Origin of the sequence: Calothrix sp. NIES-3974, from assembly GCF_002368395.1 — a bacterium.
In the GTDB taxonomy this organism is placed as follows: Bacteria; Cyanobacteriota; Cyanobacteriia; order Cyanobacteriales; family Nostocaceae; genus NIES-3974.
Map to the genome: position 1 here is coordinate 950,992 of NZ_AP018254.1, position 17,337 is coordinate 968,328.

Consider the following 17,337-nt stretch of genomic DNA (forward strand, 5'->3'; position numbering starts at 1 on the left):
TCTTGTTATTTCAGGTGTATTCTTAGGTAATCTGTTTTTATTTTCTTAGTTTCCGGCATAGGGTAGGGGAAGGGAGATGATTGTGACACAAGATAAAGCCCTAGCAAACGTTTTTCGTCAGATGGCAACCGGAGCGTTTCCACCGGTTGTGGAAACGTTTGAACGAAATAAAACCATCTTTTTCCCCGGCGATCCAGCTGAACGGGTTTACTTTCTTCTCAAAGGAGCAGTCAAGCTCTCACGGGTGTACGAAGCAGGAGAAGAAATTACCGTGGCATTGTTGCGGGAAAATAGTGTATTTGGAGTTCTATCTTTATTAACTGGAAATAAGTCGGACAGATTTTACCATGCGGTTGCATTTACCCCTGTGGAATTACTGTCAGCGCCAATAGAACAAGTTGAGCAAGCATTAAAGGAAAATCCAGAATTATCGATGCTAATGTTGCGAGGTTTATCTTCGCGAATATTGCAGACAGAGATGATGATTGAAACCCTCGCACACCGAGATATGGGTTCGCGATTGGTGAGTTTCTTATTAATTCTTTGTCGTGATTTTGGAGTACCCTGTGCTGATGGCATTACCATTGACTTGAAATTATCCCATCAAGTGATCGCGGAAGCAATTGGCTCCACCCGTGTCACTGTCACCCGTTTATTGGGTGATTTACGCGAGAAAAAGATGATTTCAATCCACAAGAAAAAAATAACTGTCCACAAACCAGTTACTTTGAGTCGTCAATTTACCTAAAATCTGGATTTGGGAATATGGAGGTTGGGTTGTAAAATTGTCAGCGTCAGTGCTGCAATTTTCACACCGGAAAATATATTTACCCTTGATTTACCTAACATTTCCAGCGATTCTAGTTAGATTTATCCTCGCACCTCAAACCCAATTGCTACTCTAGGAGTATGGGGTTGGGTATGAATTGATTCCATGTCTGCTTCTAATTCACTCAACCCGTGTAAATCAAACTGGAGGTAAATCTCGAATTGAGTATATTCTGGTATTGCCAACCTCTTTATTACCCATGCAAAATGTCTGATGGCGTTCAGGTCTGTTTCTGGATTTGCGGTAACTTAGCATGACCGGGTATATCCTCATTGCGGCTGTTTTAATATTAGGAGGAGTTATAGCCACCGTTGGCGATCGCATCGGTACACGGGTTGGCAAAAAACGCCTCTCACTGTTTAACCTGCGCCCCAAAAATACGGCTGTATTAGTGACTATTATTACTGGTTTTGGTATTTCGGCTTCGACTTTAGGGATTTTATTTTTAGCTGATGAGGGATTGCGTAAAGGTGTCCTACAAATGGACGAAATTCGCCGTGAACTGCGTCGCAAACGACGCGACCTGGAAACCCAAAGCCAGCAATTAGAAGCTGTACGCAACGAAAAACAGCAAGTTGAAGCCCAATTAGACAAGGCTCGCAGTGAAAAGCAAAAAGCCCAGGAAGAACTGCAAAAAATTGATAAATCTTTACAAGCAGCCAATATTCGGCAAAAGGAAACCCAAGCGCAATTAAATCGAACCTTGGATATTCAAGCTCGGACTCAAAAAGAATTTGAACGTACCCGTGAGCAGTTAGGGGAAGTCGGAACTCAATACCAAAGAGCCATATCCGAATTACAAAAAGTTTACGAGGAACGCAAACGCTTACAAACAGAAATCGCCACTGAAAGAGCGGAAAGCTTAAAACTTTATAATGAAGCCAGAGCAGCTATCAACGAAGCCAAAACCATGATAGCCAGACGCGATCGCGATATCTCCGAACGCGATCGCCGCATTGCCAATTTAGACCAGTTGATTCAAGCTCGTAATCGGGAAATCTCCGAACGTGAACAAATTATTGCCAAACGGGAAGCTCGGTTAAAGGAACTAGAAAGGGAACAGGGAACCCTGGAATCAGAAGTTGCTCGCCTAGAAAAATACTATCAGTCCTTTCGCGATTTACGTCTAGGAAAACTAGCCATTGTCCGAGGACAAATCCTCGCAAGCGGAGTCATCACCGTTCAAAGACCCGAAGGTGCAACCTTAGCGGTGAAAAAATTACTCGAAGAAGCCAACCGTAACGCCAATTTACAATTAAGTGAACCCGGTGCATCCCCCAGTCAGAATAATATTTTAGAAATAGCTCCCGGACAAATTCAACAATTAAGTCAAAAAATTAAAGACGGTCGTGAATACGTCGTCAGGATATTTTCAGCCGGAAACTACGTGCGAGGGGAAAAACAAATCAGCTTTTTTGCCGATGCATCCGTCAACCAATTATTATTTAAAACCGGAGAAACCCTAGCCACAACCACCGCAGATCCGCAAACAATGACATCCTACCAACTCAGACAACGCCTTGATTTACTCATTTCCGCTTCCCAATTTCGCGCTCGTAGCGCCGGAATTTTAGAAAATATCGAAGTAGAAGGTACATTTTTGCGCTTTTTATCCGAACTACGTCAATCCCGACAACCACTAGAAATCAAAGCGATCGCCGCTACCGATACCTACACCGCAGGTCCATTACGTCTTCGACTCGTTGCTATCCACAATGGGGAAATTGTTTTTAGTACCTGAAAGGGAGGTGGGAATTGGGAGCAGGGGATGCTGGGAAAAAATGTGTCAAAAATTTCGTGAAATTATTACTCAATACCTATCACTTACTCACCAGAAATGCAGGTTATGTATATGAATGATCCAGTGTTTATGATTATTTACATTTTGTCTTGAAATCACGATCGTCGTAGAGACGTAGCATCGCTACGTCTCTACACAACGTCAAATTTTCAATTCATATTTGTATTCAGCAACGCCTTCTCCCTCCACACCGATTGCCTCTGGGTCGGGTAGGATATTTATATAATTTTTTATTTAAATGAATATGAATACTAATAACTTTGCACTGACCCAACCCACCATACTAGGATTTGATCCAGGACGGGATAAGTGCGGTGTGGCAATTATGGGGGTTGATCGACGATTATTGTATCACCAGGTGGTATTGTCAACAGAAGCGATCGCCGAAATTTTGCACCTAACTCAAAAATATCCGGTTTCTCTAGTCGTAATGGGAGACCAAACCACCGCGAAACAGTGGAAAAGTCAACTCAACGCAGCTTTACCCCCCACCTTAAACATTATCACCGTTGATGAGCGCAATAGTACCCTCGAAGCCCGCGATCGCTATTGGCAAATGTATCCCCCCAAGGGTCTAAATAAACTCATTCCCCAGGGTATGCGTCAACCACCCCGTCCCATTGATGATATTGTCGCCATTTTATTAATCGAACGCTACCTCAACCGTTTAACTGCTTAGGTTCCCCATCTCAAAAAATCCAACGTGACTGCGACGAAACTAAAGCAACCTTAGTAAGACAGCGATCGCTTTCACTATGGTTCTATGGTTCTATATCTCTGCTTGACTATCTAATCTACTGGGGTTTCCTAACTGGGATTGCAGTTTTTGGATATCTGCTGCTAATTGATTTGCTTGGGATTTTTCCTGGACAATTAGCTGGTTCTCTGCATCAAGTTGGGATTGGACAGTTCGTAGGTTGTTTTGCAGATTTTTTGTATGGTTGTCAGCTTGAGTTAGTTGATCGACTACAGACAAGACTTCATTTCTAAATTCCTCGTTACCTATAACTGCAACTCCGCAAATCACTCCGACTACACTGGCAAAATCCTTCACATCTTGGGAATATTGATTATTTTCGTCCAGACTGACACCTACCGCTCCCATACAAGCGATCGCATTTTTATGTCTAAGCATGAAAGCTTCGACTCTACTCTTATAGTTTCTGATATCTGCTGCTAACTGGTTCCTTTGTAGTTCCAGGTTGGAAATGTTTTGTTGTCGTCCGACCATTCTTTGTGACAACAAATTTGCTTGTTGTTCGAGTTGCTTGATGTTGGAGATAACTATTTGTCGTTGATTTTCCCGTTCTCTTTCTCTAATTAGTCTTAGTTCTTCTTTTTGTTGCTGTTGTTGCTGTTGTGTTCTCGTTTCTTCTGTCACCTGTGTTGATGGGTTGGTGGGGGTTGGGGTAGTACAACCAATCAATCCGATACAGCAAGCTGCAATGATAAGTATTTTTTGTTTTAGTAGCATCTATCCGCGTTGATCTATCGTCTATTTACTCGGCTAGTAAATATACGTAAGGGGGAGGGGAAGTGCTGCATTTTCAGACTAATCCCACCAGAATCGCGATCGCACCTAGTAATGAGTGACTGATAATAACGCTGTAGAGGTTACGATATCGAGCGTAGTGAAAACCCCAGAATAAACCGGTTAGGGATGTCAGGATTAGGGTGGGAATGTCTTTGTAGATAAGGTGGACAAGACCGTACAGAAAGCTGGATAGGAGTATTTGTAACCAAACTGCTAATTTGGCTCTGGTAAATATCCCGAATAAAAAGCCGCGATATAAAAATTCTTGTAAAGGGGAAGATAGGAAAACAAAAAAAATATAAAAACTCCAACTATAGGCAGAATTATCGATACGTGAACCATTTTGGGTATAGTAAACTACCATCATCATGGCGGAAGCCAAAGTTGGTAAGGCGATCGCTCTCAGGGAGTTTTGCAGGTTTTGCTTGCTAAATCCCAGTTCTTTCCCAGAAAATCGATCCAGTCGTGCGATCGCCATGATGGTGACTGCGGCAAAAATTAAGAGGTAAAATCGCCAAGCAAAGGGTACTAATTGCCGGTAAATAAGTAAAACGGGTAAAATATAGCCACAAATCACGATGAATGTGATTTTTTGTCGCAGTTTATTTATGTCTTGAATTTCCATATTTATTCGTGATTTACACGTAGGTCAATCAGACGCACTAGTAGGACAAATAGGGGAACCAGGAAAATAGTCGTTGCAAACCAAGGTGTGAGAGGATCCGTACTACCCATGCCAAATAAGCGATTAATCTGACCAACTCCAAATAAACCCATCAGTAGGGTGGCAGTTATACTAACTAATAGTAAAAGCCGTAAAATCGGTCGGTATCGTTTTGTTGCGCTTCTATGGATACTGCTGAGGGTGGTAGACAATAACAGTGCAATTAATCCGTAAACAAGAATATTTATACCCGCTAAATAACCACGAAAATCGTAGGAAAATAGGAAACTTTTAGTGCGGTCGATACCGTATCCTTGGAAGGGAATCCACAGCAGGATACCTAATTCACACATGACCAAATAGGTCAAATATTTATTTTTGTTAAAAATGGCATCGGGAACAAACAAAATTGTCGCAACTAGGGCGAAAATTTGCACACCACAACCAACAATCGCAACAAAGGTCAAAGCATAAAACCAGCGACTAACAGAAAAAGCTTGGCTGTTGTTTCGCCAAACATCAAAGGCTGTGGCAATTCTCCATAACCCTTGTAATTCCTTTATTTCCCTGATAAGATGAGTCTGTTCCAAGGCTGATTCCAATTCTGTTTTTTTCAAGGTTAAATTTCCCTGGGAATCGAAAGCTTGACTGGTATCAAAAATATCTGGGGGAATATTTCTGAGCTCGGCAGCTGTTATTTGCCATTTTCTGTATAGTTGGGGTAGTTGCGGAGCGGAAATTGTTGTTGTCGCACTGCTTTTAAACTCCAACAACATCATGCGATCGCCTGTTAATTCAAAAAATAGCACTCCGACGGTGAAAAGCAGGGTCAAAGTCGTCAAAATCACAAAGGGACGGGTTTTGACACGAATCATACAATGCGCTCTGTAGCTGGAATACAGAGCTACCCAAAGACACAGGGAAGGGTAGACGATGAGATGGGGATAGAGTTGGGTGTAAAGTATTAATGTGTTCCAGCTATTAAATTCAGTGAAAATACTTAAAGGAAGACTAATTAAAATTGCGATCGCGATTATTCCTAGTACAGTTTCCCATTGCCAAGATAATCTCCGTTCCGAAAATAAGCGATTCCAAGTGAGTTCTGGAGCAAGGGGATTCGCAACAATTACCGGAAGCCAACTTTTCCCAGGTGCAAATTTCGTTTGTAGTTGTTGACGTGCAATATTCATCGCTGCAAACAGGGAATTATCTTTGACAAAAGCAGTGAGGAAATGACGCAATAATTCCCTAGCAACGGTCGATTCAACCATCTCTCGCATGACGATACAATAGGGTAAAGATAATTCCGTCAACTGATTTGCTAACCCTAAACCATCGCAGGAATTAAAAATCGCCAATTGCAACTTTTTATTAATAACCTCCGTTAACAAATCCTTCAGTTGACCGATTTCGATAATTCCCTCAGCACCCTCCAGGGGATTAATTTGTATCCAACCGATTCTTCCATTGCGATCGCTTTCACTATGACCAGCAAAAAAGAAAATATGCCATCCTTGGGGGTCTTGCAGTTTTTGCTGTAATTCTTCAAAGCTTGGTTGTCTGAGGATATGGGGTTCTCCACCATAGCGTCTCAAATTGGTGATAAATTCCTCTTCCTCAGCAAAATCCAGCTTTTCGTCCCCAAATACCACTAGAATGCGTGCAGTCGCGCGAAATTGGGGTGTAGGCTTTTGGGTAAGTCGCTGAAAATTAGTCGCACTAATGGCAACTTCCACACCTCTGCTAGTATACCCTGCCAAGGTATCCCATTCCTGCCAAGGTAATCCCCGCAATTGTCGATCTTCCGTTTGCACAATAATTTGTACATCCTCATCCGGACTAATTTTTGTCCGTAATTTATCCAGAAGTAAGCCAACACGCGGGTCAGATTTCCCATTTTCATCAATCCAACCCTCCGAACCCAACCATTTATTCAATTCTAATTTGAGAGAAGAGGCTAATTCACTTAAATTGACAGTACCAGTAATTAAATTATCTTTCTTTTTGGCAACTTTACGATTACCTTGGAGACCAATATAGTACTGCCACTGTTGGAATTTTGTCGCTAATTCTAAGGGTAGGGGAGAAAGATAGGAAACCAATTCTGCAAATTGTCCATCCCCATCAAAAATAGCTAAAGTCACAGGTAAAACTTCCCCATCCTTGAGTTGGACTCGTCCACCAATTTTTAAAGAGATTTTGAACGACATGGGAATTAAGAATACAGTATAAAGGAGACAGGGAATTTGGAAAAAGTATATTTATAGCTTGCCCAATTACTATCAATTACTGTCAATTATTGATTGATAAATACGTTGATAGCTTGTGTATATATTCAACACCAAATCATCCTTTTGTAGAGACGTAATATATTACGTCTCTGGATATATTACGTCTCTGAATGGTCGTGCAAACATTTTTAAATTAGTATTATTAAATCCAAAATCCTAGATTTCAAGCCACAAAATACTCCCTTACCGACTCTCCTTGAATGGACAACTCCAACCAAAACTCCTCACCCTGATTTAACTCCAAAGGAATCGCAATCATATCAGCAACCTCCTCCACCCTTTCTGTATAAATCGCCGATTCATCCGGTACACTCACCTGTAAACCAATGGGTAAATAATCATTTTCCCCCTGAACAATTACCCTGACGAACATCGAACCATCCTGATTTTCCGAAACCGTCAATTGCACAATTAAAACCCGTTCAGCTAACTGGAACTTTCTTTGACAGGTAATAGCTTGTAAATCCCGTACACAGGGTTCCCATTCTCCCTCATAAATGTGATTTAACCAATCCTGTAAATAAGTAATTTTACGAACTGCAAATTCCTGCGTTAATTCATCTACTTCTAACCCTTCCCGTTCACTTAAAAAATCAATCAAATCATCCACAGACTTGAGAGTTGCAACTGCAATTTCCATCTCCCCCTCCCCATCCATCAACTCCGACCCAGGTAAAAAACCTATCAAGGTAGCTGTTTTCTCCGAATCGGCAATTTCCACAAATACATACCCCAAACCAACCCGAAAATCTAACCCCACCCTAGTAGATTTCGGAGTCAAAATCACTTTTTCTTCTCCCTCCCCAATTACTACACACTGTAAAAAACCCAAACCTGGTAATTCCAACTCATTTGCTTCACTCCACAAACGACATCCCGCATTCCATCTCTGGGGTTTGCTCAAATCCGTGGAAAAACCTAACAAACGCAAATACCCATCAACAGCTAATAATCCTAAAGTCTGTACGTAAATCCGCTTTTGTACATTTGGATTCAAATACTGAAGTGCATACATTTTTGCTTGTTGACGATAGGACGGTGGTATTGGTAGAGGAATAGCCAATTCCCGTAGACGATTAAGTTGATTATTCATGGTTTGAGTACTGGTATATGGGACAGAGAATACAAAGGAGATTGTAATTAACTCGGTTGGTGTTAAAAATTTTAATGAGGAAAAAGTCGTTGGGATAAGAGTTTCAGGCTAATTTACATTCTGTTACGTAATGGTGTTTATTTCTGCTGACTGTACTAAGTGATAGACGTAGGATTGCGTGTAGAGACGTAGCAATGGTAGGTCTCTACGAGAATTTGGGTTTTAACACAAAATGTAGATAATTATAATTCATGCCCAAACCCAGTAATACCTTTTGTTGAAATAGTTAATGCTTAAAGGTCAACTATCAACTGTCAACAAGGCAAAAGGTAAATATATCAGTTTGCAAAGTATAGTCATCGCGAAAAAAGTTTGTAGTTGCAATTTATCCCCCAAAATATCGAACAAGTTCCTATTTCTACCATCTCAAATCAATCCATCACTAACCATCCTCCCCAAACAACCTCTGATTACTCTCCAACCACTCTCGCATCAGCAACTCACATTTGCGACACCAATGGGATGTAATTGCACCCCGTGGTGAACCCACCTCCACCGCAATTTCCTGCCATTCCTTCCCCTCCACCAACCGTAAATGGGCTAATAATTGACAGTTCGCTTTTTGATTACTACTAATATGACAACATTGGAGAACACCATCAGGGTCGGTGGTAATCCACTCTACAAAACAATCCCAAGTCGAAAGCAACAAATTTCCATCAATCGGTGCAGCTACCTGCTCCAGGGGATCGAATTCTGACCCATCCCTTTCCCATCCAGATTGTCTCCGGGAACGTTCTCTTTTTACAGAACGAATTTCATCCAGGTATTGGTGACGCAAACAGGTGTTAAACCAGGTTAAAAAAGTTCCGCGACTCGCGTCATATTTCTCACACAGTGTTTTCGTAATATTAAACATGGTCTTATTTAAAGCTTCCTCATAAAGGGCCTCCTCATACACATCCCCTGCTACTGGTCGCCAAATACGCTTCGATTTCAGGATTTCTCGCAGGAGGGAGTTCACGGCTTGGCGATGTTTGCGGCTAGCTGGTGGGTGACTGCAAATCTTTTGAATCAAGGATTGCAGATGCAGATTTAGCTCGTCCATATACTTTTAACACTGTTGCGTCAGCGTCATTAAGTATACCTTGTTCCCATAAATTTAGATAGATAACGATACGAGTTCGTAATCTTTTGGTGGATGATTTACATATTTTCACAGCCTCAACCAAGAGTTTTCCCTAATCCCGGATTTGGAGCAAATTCCTGAAAATTTTTGTGACACAAAGTTGCCTTATGTCGTGGTAGTTTGAGGATGATAAGATTGCTTCCCTTTGGACTCCAAGAGAAGCCGCTACGTGTCTACGTAATGACAGATGGTACTAAGTAGGTAGGCATAAATAAACTAAACTATGTAAAGAAAAGTAAAAATTTTGAAAACTTGGCGATTCTTACCCTGGGGGAAAGCTATGCCTACATTCCGCTTCGCTTCATTCGCTGCGGAAATAGCTATAAATTTTTCTACCCACCTAATTATCATGAAATGGTATAACACCCCCTAAGTAATTTCTAACAATCTTGTCAGGTTTGCTATATATATTACGAATCATCATCTGGTGGTGCTGCAAGGAATTTCTTGATTATTCAACAGGTGCAAAAATTTTCGACTAATAGCTTAACGCTGCACCCGAACCAATTTATATTGGAGGTGTCTGTCAATCATTAACAAATTGTGAAAGCGATAACTCTTCTTGGTTCTACTGGGTCAATTGGTACACAAACTCTAGATATTGTCGCGCAGTATCCTGACCGTTTTCGGTTGGTGGGAATTGCTGCTGGTAGTAATGTGTCGATGTTAGCTGCACAAATTCGTCAGTTTCGACCCCAAATTGCTGCTATTTGTGCAGAGGAGAAATTACCGGAATTAAAAGCCGCGATCGCAGACCTAGACCCCCAACCTATTTTACTAGCTGGTGAGGCTGGTGTGATTGAGGTTGCACGCTACGGGGATGCGGAAACTGTGGTCACGGGGATTGTCGGTTGTGCTGGTCTCTTACCAACGATTGCTGCAATTGAAGCGGGTAAAAATATTGCGTTGGCCAATAAGGAAACCTTGATTGCTGGTGGTCCGGTTGTTTTACCTTTGGTGGAAAAACACGGGATTAAATTACTACCTGCGGACTCCGAACATTCCGCTATTTTCCAATGTTTACAGGGTGTCCCTGATGGTGGTTTACGCAAAATTATTCTTACTGCTTCCGGTGGTGCTTTCCGTGATTGGCCTGTGGAAAGATTGGCGGATGTGAAGGTTGCAGATGCCTTGAAACACCCGAACTGGTCGATGGGACGGAAAATTACCGTTGATTCGGCTACCTTGATGAATAAGGGTTTGGAGGTCATCGAAGCCCATTATTTATTCGGTATGGATTACGAAAATATCCAGATTGTTATCCATCCCCAAAGTATAATTCATTCCTTAATTGAAGTGCAGGATACTTCGGTTCTGGCTCAGTTGGGGTGGCCAGATATGCGTTTACCGTTGCTGTATGCGATTTCATATCCGGAAAGAATTTATACCGATTGGGAACGTTTAGATTTGGTTAAAGCGGGTAATTTAACCTTCCGTGAACCCGACCATGATAAATATCCCTGTATGAATTTAGCCTATGCCGCAGGAAGGGCTGGTGGTTCAATGACTGCTGTTCTCAATGCGGCAAATGAACAAGCTGTAGCTTTGTTTTTAGAGGAGAAAATCGGCTTTTTGGACATTCCCCGTTGCATCGAAACAGTGTGCGATCGCCATCACAGTCACAATTGTTCCTATCCTACCCTTGATGATATTATCACTGCCGACCGGTGGGCAAGAACTGAGGTCATCTCCGTAATGGAAAATCTCCGCAAAACCCCCCAGGTGGTTTCTTTACGATGAACCAGAGACGGGATACATCGCGTCTGCTGAAAATTTATCTTTACCTATTCTGGTTTCAAATTGGTGCCACGTTAACAAAAAACCATCAAAAAACAACTTTACCTGTGGTTTAAAACAATATAGGGCAAAATTCGCGAATTTTGCCCTAATTTAGTTGCTTTGAGAATTTCTTCTATCTCCACAACCGAAACAAATAACCATAACTTCCAATAATGTTCGGTCTGAGAGGAAAAGGGTAAGAATTAATACTAATTATCCAAGTAGATCCGTGTAAAAAAAATTAAAGTATGTCCGAAGGGAGTGGAACACAGTGAAAGGAAGTAATCTCAAGGCTTGGAATATTGTTTAAAATCCGTTACATAATCAGGTTTATTTATTTGTGCTGACTTAACTTATAGGCGGTTGATTCTCAAAGCTAATTACCATAACTTCCCGTCTCTGACCTGATTAAGTTTTAATTAACAAGAATAATTTCTTCCGTATACTGTATCCTATACTCTGTATTCTGCATTTTGTATTCTCAATACAGCTTTTACCTATTGATCCAGATATGGTTATTATCCCCCTAATAATTGCTTGGTTCGTATTTTGGTTTGTAGTCAATGTAGTCAAAACTACAGCCGTTAACGCCCTGATGATTGCGACAATTGTATTTCTAATTTATATCAGCTACGGCATCACCCCAGAACAAATCCTCCAATTCATAGTAAATTTACCTGGATATATTGTTGATTTTATTACAGGTAGTTCCACCAAAACTGCTAGATAAAACAGCTGTTGATTACGCGGTAAACTTGGTAATTTTCGCCAACGCATCCTTAACAGTTGGTGGTAACTTACGCATGATTTTACCGCGATCGCTATCTATGGGCACTAGGACTGTAGTTGCCGACAAGTATAATTCTTTACCATCATTCGATTCCAAAAGATAATCTGAACATAATCTCACCCCATTTGTTTGGAAAATGCGGGTTTTCAAAATTGCTTCAGCACCTAAACGCAAAGCACGATGGTAACGTACCGATAATTCCACCACGAGTAAATCACAGCCTAAAGCCACTAAATCTTCATAGGGAACACCAACTGAACGCAGATACTCTACCCGCGCTTCCTCCATCCAAGTTAAATAGGTTCCATGCCAAACCACACCATAGTAATCGGTGTGGTGGGGAAACACCCGTACCAAATAGGTAAACCATTCTCCCTGATTCCCTGGGTCAGGAAAGGAAATTGCACTTGTGTCGGGTAATTGTTGGGGTTGTTCTGCCGACATATATTACTCAAGTCTGGGCAAACCGAAAATTATCATCAAACTCCCATTATAAAGCTTGTGATCCCAAAATAGTTCTCACATTGGCAAAACCCTGTTATTTCGAGATTTTCGACCCATCTCTGGGTGACATCCTAAACCAATATCCAGGTTATTCCAACAGGGTGATCTCAAAAAAATCATCCAAGGGTATGACTTTAACAACATATATGTTGTTAAACTAATCTATAGTTAACTTAAACAACATAAATATTGACTAAGTGGTTGTTTAAATTTCGTTACTTAGACCCGTTGATATGAAAAACTCTTCGCAGCGCAAGACAGTTCGGAATATTCATTGGAATGCCATCACCCTAAATCAGTTGCAAATGTTTGAAGCTGCTGCACGACATGGGAATATAACCCGTGCAGCTGAGGAGTTATCTGTCACCCAACCGACGGTATCAATCCAGCTAAAACACCTAGCAAACGTCGTGGGAATGCCATTGTTTGAACAAGTACGCAAGAGGTTATACCTGACTGAAGCTGGTGAAGAGGTTTTACAGACTTGTCAACAGATTTTTGCCCAGTTGGAGCGTTTAGAGTCAACGATTTCTGACTTTCGGGGTATTAAGCAGGGTCGATTACGTTTAGCGACCACTAGTACTGCAAATTATTTCATCTCCAAATTACTTACCCCTTTTTGTCAGCGCTATCCAGATGTTAGTATCTCCCTAGAAGTGAAACACTACGACGATTTACTATCCCGCTTAAACGAGAATCAGGATGATTTTTATATTCTCAGTCGTTTACCAAAACGGGATGATATTGAAATTAAACCCTTTTTGTGTAATCCCCTAGTGGCGATCGCACCTGCAAACCATCCCCTCGTCGGTAAATGTCGCATACCCCTGACTGCATTGACTAATGAATCCTTTATCATGCGGGAACAGGGTTCGGGAACACGGGAAGCGACGGAAGAGTTTTTCCAATCCCAAAATTTATCTATTTCTACCCGGATTGAATTAGGTAGCAACGAAGCGGTTAAACAAGCTGTCATGGAGGGTTTAGGAATTTCGATTCTCTCCCTACATAGTTTGACCTTTAGCGAGTCTTCCTCCCAATTGTCTATCCTCGATGTGGAAGGATTACCAATTCAACGTCAATGGTATGCTGTTTTCCCCAAGCGCAAGTCTCTTTCCGTCACCGCTAGCACTTTCATGAATTATCTACTACAAGAAGGCGCACGTTATTGTCAAACAAAATTTGATTTTGCCAATCAACCCCTTGCATCATAACCATATAACCATTTTTCAACACAATGGCACAGATGAATGTGAATTTACACAGTAGAGATGACCCGTCGGGTTGTCTCTACCAAAACGATTATTTTGGTCATGTTTACCACAATACAAGGTTTCTATCCCTAGGTTAGTGTGCTTTACCCCCTACCTAGTAGAAAATGGATACTATAAAATCCCTCACCACCAAAGTTTCCCAACTGTTTTTTGCTTTCTGTCCGTTGCTCACCGTATTTGCACAACCGGAAGCGAAAACTTATCACTAAAAATCTCAACAAAAATTAATTATTTTTCGGGCAGACTGTAACATTTACGAAAAAGTTTGTTATATTAATTTACATAAGGCAACAAACCTTAGCAAAACTTAGGAGTACCTGTCATGCAAGATACAGCAAAAACAACAGTAGCTACAACTTCTGAAGATCGCAACTCTTGGCGTTGGGGTTTCACTCCCCAAGCGGAAATCTGGAATGGTCGTTTAGCGATGATTGGCTTTTTAGCAGCTGCGCTAATCGAACTATTTTCTGGCAAAGGATTTTTACACTTCTGGGGTATTCTGTAATTTGAGTCGAAATAGCTCGGATTTAAGTTGGTGCTGAGAAAGACTGAAACTTAAATCCTTTTAACTTACTAAACTTAAATTGAATAGGCAGAATATCTTCAGTATATAAACGTAAATACCTGGAAAATGTAATTTTCCAGGTTTAAATTTTGGGATTTGATTTGGAAATTCCCCACATTATGGGGTGTGGGGAATTCCCAAATTAACGGATATATTCCTTTAAAACACTGTTACGATTAGGATGGCGTAATTTACGGAGTGCTTTCGCTTCAATTTGGCGAATACGTTCACGGGTGACGTTGAAAATCTGACCGATTTCTTCCAAGGTTTTCATCCTTCCGTCATCTAGACCGTAGCGTAAACGCAGTACATCCCGTTCACGGGGACTGAGACTGTCGAGAACCTTCTCTAAATCTTCCCGCAGCAAATTCTTAGAAACCTGATCTTCGGGGGTTTCCCCATCCGATTCAATAAAGTCCCCCAAACGGGAATCTTCCTCTTTACCGATTGGTGTTTCCAGAGAAATTGGTAACTGAGCAGATTTAGCGATAAATCTCAACTTTTCAATCGTCATTTCCATCCGAGTGGCAATTTCTTCCTCGGTGGGCTTGCGTCCCATTTCCTGGGATAATAACTTTGTGGTTTTCTTGATCCGGGAAATTGTTTCGTACAAGTGAACTGGAAGACGAATAGTCCGCGATTGATCAGCGATCGCACGAGTAATTGCTTGACGAATCCACCAAGTTGCGTAGGTAGAAAATTTGTAGCCTTTTTCGTGGTCAAATTTTTCCGCAGCACGAATCAAACCTAAACTACCTTCCTGAATTAAATCTTGGAAGGATAAACCACGATTCATATACTTTTTGGCAATGGAAACTACCAATCGTAGGTTCGATTGTACCATCTTGTCTTTGGCTCTTCTGCCAACATGCAAACGATGGCGGAATTGGGGTAATGGTTGCTGAACTTCTTCTGCCCATTCGCTATCCCTGGGGTCTCGTTCCAGTTTATGGGATAACCGTTCCCGAATCCGCTCCAATTCTAGCAAATCGGCAATTTTCCGCGCTAGTTCGATTTCCTCGTCTGCACGCAGTAAGCGAATTCGCCCAATTTCTTGCAAATACAAACGAATTGAGTCTTCGGTATAGTGCTTCTTCTTCGTTTGCGCACGACGACGCGACTTAGTTGCTTTACCAGACTTACTTTCGTCTTCATCAGACTGGACGTCTAATAGTTCATCATCTAAATCACCATCATCAAGTAACAAGTCCTCATCGTCCGGAATTATCAGAGCTTCTAACTCTATATCCGGTTCGTTGATCATTTCCAAGTCAGGCTGATAAATATTATCGAGTACGTTGTTAGCCTGGTTCATGCCGCGTTCCTCATGCTCCTTGCAGAATCAATTACTCAGTGATTACCGTAAATTAACGGAAAGAGTTCTATTTTTACCCTTAGATTGGGTTTTTGGCAAATATAATTTTTGTTTAATTTTATTCGCCGTTTTCAGTGTTATTCCGGAAAGATAGAGATTATCTCTACCTTTCTAGCTTTTTTACTGCCAAATTCGTGTGATTATGGATACCCATTTCCGAAAAGGCAGTGAGAATAACGAAAAATTACGTGTGATTACACCAAATTAGGCTTTGTTGTTTACCTACTGGCGAACTGACGCTTTCACTGGTATCAACCAAATCGACCTGATTAAATTAATTCAGTCGAGTTGGATCAGGGCTAATCCGTTTGATGATTGTCATCAATCTTTAATTTTCCCTTGCTGGTAAAATTTACCTTTTCATACCCGTAAATATCTTTTTTGTGGCAATTTTTCTGTAAAGACTGTTCCGATTGTAGCCTGTTTCACAGAAAATGCACCTTTTTTATGTGGTATCCATAATTTTATTTATTTAAATCCGGGTAAAGCCTGTTGTACCAAAAAGAAATCGAAAACGGTAGTGATTGCCAAGTTTTTTTGCAAAACTTTTTGATTTCTCCAGAGAATTTGTTTTTACTCTAAAGTTTCCGTAAATGCGACTAGGGAGTTTTGACTCATAGGTTCTGCAAATTTTGCAAATGCTGCATTTACATCATCCAGGTTGATTGAAAATATTTTTGGTTCATCTACATTTTGTTACTTTCTCAAATGCGGAGTTCGGTGTGCTGTTGTGTGTGTTGAAGGGTCATCTCGGCGATGAGGGAAAGTCAAACAACTTCGGATTACGAATATAGAAGCTACCCTAGGGTTATTGATGAATTACCCTGCTGAACCTGGATTTGTCGTTGTCGGAGCATGTTCAAAGAACCTATAAACCCACGGGTTAGTCTCTTTGTTTTGTCTAACCAAAGGTATATTTCTCGCGTCGAAAAAGTTTGTCTGCTTCAAGGTGGTTGGCTCATATTGCTGTATTTTTGATTTGACTAATGAGGTTTTGGTCATTCTCCGACAATGTTATGTCATCGAATTTTGATAAACCTCAAGGTTTGTTAATAATCTGGATGTCGATGGGAAATCACAAGTGTGTTTCATTTTTGACTGGGTGATGGTGGTGAGCAACAAATATGACAATTGAGATTTAGGTTATAGTCATCTCATTTGTAGTATACCGATCAATTCGCACCAATTTACATATATTCCAGTTTCCAATCTTTCCAATCAATTATTTCCTCTCGTAAGAGGAGACTTATTTAAACCTGGAACTGATGGAAAACGTCAGTTTCGGGTTGGGAATAGGCTGTCGTCAGTAGGAAATATTTTGACCGTTTTACCTATTTCCGCAAAACTCAATATTTTGATATCGAGTCATGGTTTAGTGGTGAATGGTGGTTAAGATGTTGCTCAAGATGGGAAAAAATAGACCTGGCGAAAGTTGACAATCTGACTTGATTATCTACATTGTATTTTAAACAAAAAAAACCTGTTTGACAGCTACAGTTGCATATATTAGCGAGGCTAATCAAAATGCCTAAAGGATAATAGCTCATTGATGGCTGGGGAATAGATTTTTGCAACCAAATAGTTGGTATTCTCAGTGAGGAAATGGGATGGGAGAGGAAGTGACAGTTGATAATGGATTTTAATTATTT

The 17,337-nt window shown here is 40.9% G+C and carries 15 protein-coding genes; 7 read left to right on the forward strand and 8 right to left on the reverse strand.

The genetic code is table 11. The features are described from left to right. Window positions 1–76: 76 nt before the first annotated feature. Window positions 77–748 carry a global nitrogen regulator NtcA gene (gene ntcA / locus CDC37_RS03695; RefSeq protein WP_096620540.1) on the forward strand — a complete coding sequence of 224 codons (672 nt, stop codon included), beginning with the start codon at window positions 77–79 and terminating at the stop codon, window positions 746–748. A gap of 122 nt (window positions 749–870) precedes the next feature. On the opposite strand, the gene CDC37_RS23910 is transcribed toward ntcA, so the two are convergent. Continuing rightward, window positions 871–1,014 (reverse strand): hypothetical protein, encoded by a 144-nt coding sequence (locus tag CDC37_RS23910; protein ID WP_157780634.1) that lies wholly within the window; start codon window positions 1,012–1,014, stop codon window positions 871–873. A gap of 68 nt (window positions 1,015–1,082) precedes the next feature. Between CDC37_RS23910 and CDC37_RS03700 the strand changes: the two genes are divergently transcribed. Continuing rightward, window positions 1,083–2,570: a DUF3084 domain-containing protein gene (locus CDC37_RS03700; protein ID WP_096620541.1), complete on the forward strand. Its 1,488-nt coding sequence runs from the start codon at window positions 1,083–1,085 to the stop codon at window positions 2,568–2,570. 304 nt (window positions 2,571–2,874) lie between these two features. Then, the gene (locus CDC37_RS03705) at window positions 2,875–3,309 is read left to right on the forward strand and encodes a pre-16S rRNA-processing nuclease YqgF (protein WP_096625888.1); all 435 of its coding nucleotides are present in this window, start codon (window positions 2,875–2,877) and stop codon (window positions 3,307–3,309) included. Window positions 3,310–3,399: 90 nt separating this feature from the next. Here CDC37_RS03705 and CDC37_RS03710 read toward each other — a convergent pair whose 3' ends face one another. The 5 genes from CDC37_RS03710 to CDC37_RS03730 all read right to left on the reverse strand — a co-directional run bounded on the left by CDC37_RS03710 (window position 3,400) and on the right by CDC37_RS03730 (window position 9,320). Then, complete coding sequence (locus CDC37_RS03710; RefSeq protein WP_096620542.1) at window positions 3,400–4,104, reverse strand: hypothetical protein; 705 nt, start codon at window positions 4,102–4,104, stop codon at window positions 3,400–3,402. 73 nt (window positions 4,105–4,177) lie between these two features. Next, window positions 4,178–4,789: a CPBP family intramembrane glutamic endopeptidase gene (locus CDC37_RS03715; RefSeq protein ID WP_096620543.1), complete on the reverse strand. Its 612-nt coding sequence runs from the start codon at window positions 4,787–4,789 to the stop codon at window positions 4,178–4,180. A gap of 2 nt (window positions 4,790–4,791) precedes the next feature. Then, a complete protein-coding gene (locus CDC37_RS03720; RefSeq protein WP_096620544.1) occupies window positions 4,792–7,038 on the reverse strand; it encodes a CHAT domain-containing protein in 2,247 nt (748 codons plus the stop codon). 244 nt (window positions 7,039–7,282) lie between these two features. Beyond that, entirely contained in the window at window positions 7,283–8,212 is a 930-nt protein-coding gene (locus tag CDC37_RS03725; RefSeq protein ID WP_096620545.1) for a DUF1822 family protein, read from the reverse strand. A gap of 442 nt (window positions 8,213–8,654) precedes the next feature. Beyond that, window positions 8,655–9,320 (reverse strand): hypothetical protein, encoded by a 666-nt coding sequence (locus tag CDC37_RS03730; protein ID WP_096620546.1) that lies wholly within the window; start codon window positions 9,318–9,320, stop codon window positions 8,655–8,657. 624 nt (window positions 9,321–9,944) lie between these two features. Here CDC37_RS03730 and dxr point away from each other — a divergent pair. Together dxr and CDC37_RS03740 are read left to right on the forward strand one after the other, a co-directional pair. Then, window positions 9,945–11,141 carry a 1-deoxy-D-xylulose-5-phosphate reductoisomerase gene (gene dxr, locus CDC37_RS03735; protein WP_096620547.1) on the forward strand — a complete coding sequence of 399 codons (1,197 nt, stop codon included), beginning with the start codon at window positions 9,945–9,947 and terminating at the stop codon, window positions 11,139–11,141. 550 nt (window positions 11,142–11,691) lie between these two features. After that, window positions 11,692–11,910 (forward strand): hypothetical protein, encoded by a 219-nt coding sequence (locus tag CDC37_RS03740; protein WP_096620548.1) that lies wholly within the window; start codon window positions 11,692–11,694, stop codon window positions 11,908–11,910. 12 nt (window positions 11,911–11,922) lie between these two features. Here the strand turns inward: CDC37_RS03740 and CDC37_RS03745 are convergent, their stop codons facing one another. Beyond that, window positions 11,923–12,414 carry an acyl-CoA thioesterase gene (locus CDC37_RS03745; protein WP_096620549.1) on the reverse strand — a complete coding sequence of 164 codons (492 nt, stop codon included), beginning with the start codon at window positions 12,412–12,414 and terminating at the stop codon, window positions 11,923–11,925. Window positions 12,415–12,707: 293 nt separating this feature from the next. On the opposite strand from CDC37_RS03745, the gene CDC37_RS03750 reads away from it, so the two are divergent. Together CDC37_RS03750 and CDC37_RS03755 are read left to right on the forward strand one after the other, a co-directional pair. Further along, window positions 12,708–13,688, forward strand: a complete 981-nt coding sequence (locus CDC37_RS03750) for a LysR family transcriptional regulator (protein ID WP_096620550.1) — start codon at window positions 12,708–12,710, stop codon at window positions 13,686–13,688. A 382-nt stretch (window positions 13,689–14,070) separates the two neighbouring features. Beyond that, a complete protein-coding gene (locus tag CDC37_RS03755) occupies window positions 14,071–14,253 on the forward strand; it encodes a chlorophyll a/b-binding protein (RefSeq protein ID WP_096620551.1) in 183 nt (60 codons plus the stop codon). A 202-nt stretch (window positions 14,254–14,455) separates the two neighbouring features. On the opposite strand, the gene rpoD is transcribed toward CDC37_RS03755, so the two are convergent. Next, entirely contained in the window at window positions 14,456–15,628 is a 1,173-nt protein-coding gene (gene rpoD, locus CDC37_RS03760) for an RNA polymerase sigma factor RpoD (protein WP_096620552.1), read from the reverse strand. Window positions 15,629–17,337 lie beyond the last annotated feature (1,709 nt).

What these genes read in the sequence shown, in the direction of transcription:
- CDC37_RS03720 (WP_096620544.1), bottom strand. Translation starts at nt 7,038, where the DNA reads ATGTCGTTCAAAATCTCTTTAAAAATTGGTGGACGAGTCCAACTCAAG.
- CDC37_RS03700 (WP_096620541.1), top strand. Translation starts at nt 1,083, where the DNA reads ATGACCGGGTATATCCTCATTGCGGCTGTTTTAATATTAGGAGGAGTT.
- CDC37_RS03730 (WP_096620546.1), bottom strand. Translation starts at nt 9,320, where the DNA reads ATGGACGAGCTAAATCTGCATCTGCAATCCTTGATTCAAAAGATTTGC.
- CDC37_RS03705 (WP_096625888.1), top strand. Translation starts at nt 2,875, where the DNA reads ATGAATACTAATAACTTTGCACTGACCCAACCCACCATACTAGGATTT.
- rpoD (WP_096620552.1), bottom strand. Translation starts at nt 15,628, where the DNA reads ATGAACCAGGCTAACAACGTACTCGATAATATTTATCAGCCTGACTTG.
- CDC37_RS03710 (WP_096620542.1), bottom strand. Translation starts at nt 4,104, where the DNA reads ATGCTACTAAAACAAAAAATACTTATCATTGCAGCTTGCTGTATCGGA.
- CDC37_RS03725 (WP_096620545.1), bottom strand. Translation starts at nt 8,212, where the DNA reads ATGAATAATCAACTTAATCGTCTACGGGAATTGGCTATTCCTCTACCA.
- CDC37_RS03740 (WP_096620548.1), top strand. Translation starts at nt 11,692, where the DNA reads ATGGTTATTATCCCCCTAATAATTGCTTGGTTCGTATTTTGGTTTGTA.
- CDC37_RS03715 (WP_096620543.1), bottom strand. Translation starts at nt 4,789, where the DNA reads ATGGAAATTCAAGACATAAATAAACTGCGACAAAAAATCACATTCATC.
- CDC37_RS03750 (WP_096620550.1), top strand. Translation starts at nt 12,708, where the DNA reads ATGAAAAACTCTTCGCAGCGCAAGACAGTTCGGAATATTCATTGGAAT.
- CDC37_RS03755 (WP_096620551.1), top strand. Translation starts at nt 14,071, where the DNA reads ATGCAAGATACAGCAAAAACAACAGTAGCTACAACTTCTGAAGATCGC.
- ntcA (WP_096620540.1), top strand. Translation starts at nt 77, where the DNA reads ATGATTGTGACACAAGATAAAGCCCTAGCAAACGTTTTTCGTCAGATG.
- CDC37_RS03745 (WP_096620549.1), bottom strand. Translation starts at nt 12,414, where the DNA reads ATGTCGGCAGAACAACCCCAACAATTACCCGACACAAGTGCAATTTCC.